Source organism: Streptomyces milbemycinicus (genome assembly GCF_002154605.1).
Taxonomy (GTDB): Bacteria; Actinomycetota; Actinomycetes; order Streptomycetales; family Streptomycetaceae; genus Streptomyces; species Streptomyces milbemycinicus.
Window position 1 is genome coordinate 1 of sequence record NZ_MUNE01000151.1, and the last position, 6,231, is coordinate 6,231.

At 67.7% G+C, this 6,231-nt stretch carries 4 protein-coding genes; all 4 read left to right on the top strand.

What is annotated here, in order from left to right:
- Positions 1–73 precede the first annotated feature (73 nt).
- The 4 genes from CCN51_RS13915 to CCN51_RS13930 all read left to right on the top strand — a co-directional run bounded on the left by CCN51_RS13915 (position 74) and on the right by CCN51_RS13930 (position 6,189).
- Complete coding sequence (locus tag CCN51_RS13915) at positions 74–1,072, top strand: hypothetical protein (protein WP_014181143.1); 999 nt, start codon at positions 74–76, stop codon at positions 1,070–1,072.
- Positions 1,073–1,810: 738 nt separating this feature from the next.
- Positions 1,811–3,184, top strand: coding sequence for an FAD-dependent oxidoreductase (locus CCN51_RS13920; protein ID WP_043487981.1), 1,374 nt, complete (start codon positions 1,811–1,813; stop codon positions 3,182–3,184).
- Positions 3,185–3,305: 121 nt separating this feature from the next.
- Complete coding sequence (locus CCN51_RS13925; RefSeq protein WP_043492277.1) at positions 3,306–4,418, top strand: integrase core domain-containing protein; 1,113 nt, start codon at positions 3,306–3,308, stop codon at positions 4,416–4,418.
- A gap of 127 nt (positions 4,419–4,545) precedes the next feature.
- Positions 4,546–6,189: an IS1182 family transposase gene (locus tag CCN51_RS13930; RefSeq protein ID WP_425444761.1), complete on the top strand. Its 1,644-nt coding sequence runs from the start codon at positions 4,546–4,548 to the stop codon at positions 6,187–6,189.
- Positions 6,190–6,231 lie beyond the last annotated feature (42 nt).

Genomic DNA, 6,231 nt, shown 5'->3' on the forward strand with positions numbered 1-6,231 from the left:
AGGCGGGGGCGCAGGCTTCGGCGGCTCTACCGGTGGAGGGGCCGGCTCCGCGGGTGGCGGTGGGGGAGTCGGCATGAGCATTGCGGAGGGCGCGATTTACAGCGGCGGTGGTGGTGGCAGCAGCTTTGTGAACGGCCCGGGCGTCACCGGAGGGCAGACCCTGGCCGGCAATGGCACCCAGGCAGGCGGTAAGGACGATCCTCTGCACCAGTCTCCTGTCGGTGACGCGGGTAACCGTGGCCAGGTGGTGCTGCAGTGGACGGAGTTCACGGTGGTGCCCGGTGGTCCGCCGGACGTGGAGCTGAGGCAGGGCGGAGCGGTCGGGTATCCGGGAGTGCGGGTCGAAGCCGGCGTGGCGATCGACCCGGTGTCGGTGACGGTCGCCCTGCCCCCCGGCCGTGGTCTGCTGTTCGGTACGCAGACGCTCGCCGACTACCAGTTGACCGTTCAGAACGCCGACGGGCAGACGACCCCCTACATGGGAACCCTGTCAGAGGACGGAACCTCGCTTCTCTTCTCGGGCGTGGACCTGGGGCTGCCCGGCACGACGGTGATGTGGGTCGCCGTGAGCGCCGGCCACGACGCCCCGCTCGGATCCACCAGCCTGGCCTTCACCGTCGGGGGAAAGACCTCCCCCTCCACCACGGTCGTCGTCACACCCGGCTACACCGTTTCCCCCGGCGGCGCGCCGGTGACCGCGGAGCGGGGAGGATGGCCCGTGTATCCGGGCGTGGAGGTGCGCAACAACGGATCACAGTCCATCCCGCGGCAAACGGTCACCGCGAAACTTCCCGCCGGCGTCGCCATGCGGTTCGGCGCGCAGGACAGCCCCGACCACCAGCTGACCGTCTGGGACGCAGGCGGAAACACCACCGTGTACATGGGGAGCGTCTCCGACGACGGACAGTCCCTGACCTTCTCCGACGTCGACCTGGGAATTCCCGACGCCGGATCCCAGTCGGTCATGTGGATCTGCGTGAGTGCCACCGACGACACGCCTCCGGGCCCCACCAGCGTGGAGTTCTCCGTCGGCGACCGCATCTCACCATCCACCACCATCAACGTCATCTAAAGAGGCCGTTTTCTGCCTTGTGGAAGGGGATGGCCTGCTTTCTGCTGCGCGCCAGTGCGGGTTGGGCCTGTCAGAAGCCGTATCTGAACCGATCATGGAACGTGCGGGTCGAACAGGTTTTTCGCCGGGGTGATCTTCCCGTCGTACGCGTATGAAGACGGGGCCTCTCGGTAGCTCGAGGATGCGAATCCAACCGAGCAGTGCCGGGAGGCCCTGATGTCGTTGTTGTGCGCCTCCGAACGCCTCCCATCCAACGCGGCTGCACGATCGTGTGATCACCTCGCGCACGCGTACGGCAACGCGGTCGGCCACCGGGACCGGGAACGCCGGTATCCCTCCGTGTCTAGAACGGCCTCTTTGGGGGTCTGGCACAAGTTCCGTGAGACGACCACAGGTTGTAGTTGTTGATCTTCCTGGGGCCGTGTCGAAGTCGCCTTGAAAGCGCTCCTGGTCCGGATGGTGCGGCTGACATTCGGTGGCCGTGAACGAGATGTTGTCCCGTGGCTGTGCCACTTTCAATGGGAGTCATTTCGAGGTGACTTGCGGAGTCGTTTCGCGGCGGCAGACAAGATCAATGCAGGTGACTTTTGATGTCGTTCCCGACCGCCGCGCCGGGGGCTGGGGCCGTGGGATATCTACCTGGAGCCTCGCCCCTGCACCGCGACGGACGAGCTGGTTCGGGGCTGGAGATCGGCAAGCAGTACGCTCATTCCGCAACACGACGCGAAGGGGAGATCGGTGGCGCGGGTTGCGGTGATCGGCGGGGGTATCAGTGGGCTGGGGACGGCGCTCATGCTTGGCCGACGGGGCCACACGGTCACGTTGTTCGAGCAGGACGCGCGGCAGGCCGGAGAGGACCTGGACCGGGACTTCTTCCACTGGGACAGGCCCCGAGTCCCGCAGGCCAACCAGCCCCACTCGCTGCTCGCACCCGTCCGCACTGTGTTGCGCGCGGAAGCCCCTGATGTCTATACGGACCTGCTGACACGGGGGGCCCGGGAGTACCACGAGTTCGACTGGTTCCGTGAGCATCCGCCGCATCGACCTGGCGATGAGGACTTGGTGACCCTGCGCACCCGCCGCATCGTGCTGGAGGCCGCCCTGACTGCGGCGGTGCGGCGGGAACCCACCGTTGAGGTGCGGCGAGGCTGCCGGGTGCGCGCGCTCACCCTCCGGGAGGGCCGTCCTCCCCGGGTTACCGGCGTGCAGGTGGGCGCGGAAGTCCACCAGGCGGACCTCGTCGTCGATGTGTCCGGTCGTCGTTCGCCGGTGCCCGCCTGGCTGATCGCGGCCGGATGCCGCCCGCCCGTGGTCGACAGTCACCGCGCTGGGATCGCTTATCTGTGCCGCTGGTACCGCCTGCGCGCCGACGGGCCGCGTGATCCTGGCCAGGTGAAGACCGGCTCGGCCGCACCGTTCGCGCTCGGCGGCGTCTTCCCTTCCGACAACGACACCTTCGCGGTGAGCCTGGTGCTCTCCACGAGTGATCCCACCCGCGGCGCGCTCACCGATCCTGCCGTGTTCGAGGCAGTCGCCCGCCACTTCCCCGCGACCGCCGCCTGGCTCGACCTGGCCCCGGAACCACAATCCGCCGTCCTGGCGATGGCCGGCCTGGACAACCGTTGGACCGCCCTCTCCGACGATGACGGACCTGTCGTCACCGGCCTGGTCAACGCCGGGGACAGCCTCATCCACACCAATCCCACCTTCGGCCACGGCGCGGCCCTCGGCCTGCGTGCCGCCCAGTACCTCGCCACCCATGTCGACCAGATCGTCGCGGATCCCATGGGCTACCACAGGTGGGCGGCACAGGCCCTCCGCCCGTGGTTCGACGCGCAGGTGAAGGCCGACCGCGCCGACGAGCAACGCCTCGCCGAGGGCTCACCATCCGCAGATCGGCGGGCTGCCGCCCTGGCCGCTTGCGCCTTTGACGATCCTGTCGTCATGCGAGCCCGAGCCCAGGTGCGCCATCTCCTGCGGCTGGCCGACGACGCCTATGGCACCGACGAAGTGGACCGACACCTCACCGCCTGGCTGGCTGCCCACCCAGACTTCACGCCGAAACACGACGGCCCGACCCGAGATCAGTGGGATGCACTCATCCCCACCTGAGCGCTCGCCGGGCACTGCAGACCTCATTCAGATGGCTTCAGCCCTGAAGGGTGTCTTTATTGCCGTACGGTCGTTGACCTGGGGCTTTGTGATCGTCCACGTATGGGCATGATCAATGATTGTGGGTCTGCGACTGCTCTACTTGATCTTCTGCCGGCTACTGGGCTGTCTTCTTTTGCTGGGCCGGTCGACCGCCGCGAGCAACGCCGAGATCCTCGCGCTTCGTCATGAGGTCGCTGTGCTTCGCCGGCAAGTAGTGCGGCCGCGGCTTTCATGGGCTGATCGTGCCGTGCTCTCCGCTCTCGCCCGGCACCTGCCATCCGTCTTGCGCCGCCATCGCCTGGTTACCCCGGGGACGCTGCTGGCCTGGCACCGTCGTCTGGTGCGCTGGAACTGGAGTCAGACGGCGGTCGGACCCGGTCGGCCACCGCTGGCAGAAGAGATTGCGGCGCTCATCCAGCGCCTGGCGCGAGAGAACCCGACCTGGGGGTACGTCAGGATCCAAGGTGAGCTGCGACGGCTTGGCCATCGGGTTGCCGCCGCCACGATCCGGCGCGTCCTGCGCCGCTCCGGCCTACCACCCGCGCCGCAGCGCGCATCCCAGCAGACCTGGCGTACCTTCCTCCGAGTCCAGGCCCACACGCTTCTGGCCTGCGATTTTATGCACGTGGACACCGTCTTCCTCAAACGCCTCTACGTCTTCTTCGTCATGGAGACTGCCACCCGGCGCGTTCACGTCCTGGGCGTCACCGCCCACCCGACGGGCGCATGGGTCACTCAACTCGCCCGCAATCTGCTCATGGACCTCGGCGACAGGGCTGGGTGCTTCCGGTTCCTCATCCGTGACCGGGACAGCAAGTTCACCGCCGCATTCGACGCCGTCCTCGCCGGCAACGGCACAGCCGTCATCCCGACCCCACCGCAAAGCCCACGATCCAACGCGTTCGCCGAACGATGGATACGCACAGCCCGCGCAGAATGCACCGACCGACTCCTCATCACCGGCGAACGACACCTGCGCACGGCCCTCACCAGGTACGCCGAGCACTACAACGCCGGACGAGCCCACCGCAGCCTCGGCCTACGAGCACCCGACGACGACCCGCACATCATCCCCCTGCCCGCTGCCGGGGTCAGGCGCCATCAGGTACTCGGCGGACTGCTCAACGAGTACCACACCATGCCACCCCGGCTGCCTCATCATCCACAGGAAAGGCCCAGCTCAGCAGCCTGATTGGAATATTGACACCCTTCAGGACTCTGTTGGTCGATGTGATGGATCGCCTGAAATGACCTTCGGGTGCGGTGGACACTGCTCGTTGTCGGGTCTGTTTCCTGGGGGCGAGGGGGAGATCATGTCGATGCGTCCGTTGCCTGCGCCTGCGGTGCCTGAGTCCACGGCGAGGGTCGCCCGTGCTGCGTTCCCGCGCGGGTGTCTGGCCATGCGGATCAGGGACGAGTTCGGGGCGGTGTTTGAAAGCGAGCGGTTCGTGGCGGCGTTCGCACATCGGGGCGGTCCGTCCGTGTCTCCGGGGATGCTGGCGCTGGTCAGCGTGCTGCAGTACGCCGAGCGGCTGACCGACCGGCAGGCCGCTGATGCCGTGCGTGGCCGGATCGACTGGAAATACGCCCTCGGCCTCCAACTGGCCGATCCTGGCTTCGATTTCTCGGTGCTCAGCGAGTTCCGTGACCGGCTGATCGCCCACGGCCTCGAACAGCAGATCCTGGACGCCATCCTCGCGCAGTGCAGCGAGCGGGGTCTGCTGCGGGCCGGCGGGCGCGCCCGCACCGACTCCACCCATGTCATCGCCTGCATCCGTGACCTGAACCGGCTGGAATTCGTCACCGAGACCATGCGCTGCGCCCTGGAGGCCCTGGCGGTGGCCGCTCCCGCCTGGCTGGCCGGCACCGACGCGGTCAACACGGACTGGCTCGCACGCTACCGGCAGCGCGCCGACTCCTACCGGCTGCCCAAGGGAGAAGCCGAGCGCACCGCATTCGCCGAGAACGTCGGGGGCGACGGCTATGAACTCCTCGATTCTCTCGACGATCCCACGACCCCCGCCCACCTCGCCGACCTCGAGGCGGTCGTGCTCCTGCGCACCGTGTGGGCCCAGGAGTACCAGCGCGACGCCCGCGGGGTGCGCTGGCGCGGACACAAACAACGCCCTCCGGGAGCGGCGCGCATCGTCTCCCCGCACGATGTGGACGCGCGCTGCGGGGTGAAACGGGGATCCGCCTGGGACGGCTACAAAACCCATCTCACCGAAAGCTGCGACGACGACCTCCCACACTTGATCACGTGCACGGCCACCACACCGGCCACGACGGACGACCACCAGCTCACCGCCGCTGTCCACCAGGCCTTGACCGAGCGGGGCCTGAAGCCGGCCGAACACTACGTGGACGGCGGCTACACCAGCGCGAAGATCATCCTTCAGGCCCGTGCACTGGGCGTCGAGGTCATCGGGCCGGTCAAGCAGGCCGGCGGCCGACCGGCCCTGCAGGGCAGCGGCTACGCCGCCACCGACTTCCGCATCGACTGGCACACCCGGCAGGCAACCTGCCCGCAGGGCCAGGTCAGCACCCGCTGGAGTGACACCACCATCGGCGGCGAACCCCGCATCCACATCGACTTCTCCCGGGCCGGATGCACCAACTGCCCGGCCAAGGACATCTGCACCACAGCCGCCTACCGCGTCCTGACACTACTCCCGCGCGAAGAGCACGAACTCCTCCAACAACGACGGGCAGAACAGCAGACCGAGGAATGGAAGAAGCGATACCACACCAGGGCCGGGGTGGAGGGCAGCATCTCGCAGGCGGTACGGCGCACCGGCACCCGGCGCACTCGCTACCGCGGCCTCGCCAAAACCTCACTGGCCCAGGTCCTGACCGCAGCCGCCCTCAACCTCTACCGCCTCGACGCCTGGTGGACCGGAACCCCCCTGGGCACGACACGAATCTCCCACTACGAACAGCTTGCCCTCAGTCTCGCGGCCTGATCGACAAAACCCAGATCACATCGACCAACAGAGTCCTTCAGG

Excerpts from the sequence above, each read along its gene's own strand:
- CCN51_RS13930 (WP_425444761.1), top strand. The coding sequence starts at position 4,546 with ATGCGTCCGTTGCCTGCGCCTGCGGTGCCTGAGTCCACGGCGAGGGTC.
- CCN51_RS13915 (WP_014181143.1), top strand. The coding sequence starts at position 74 with ATGAGCATTGCGGAGGGCGCGATTTACAGCGGCGGTGGTGGTGGCAGC.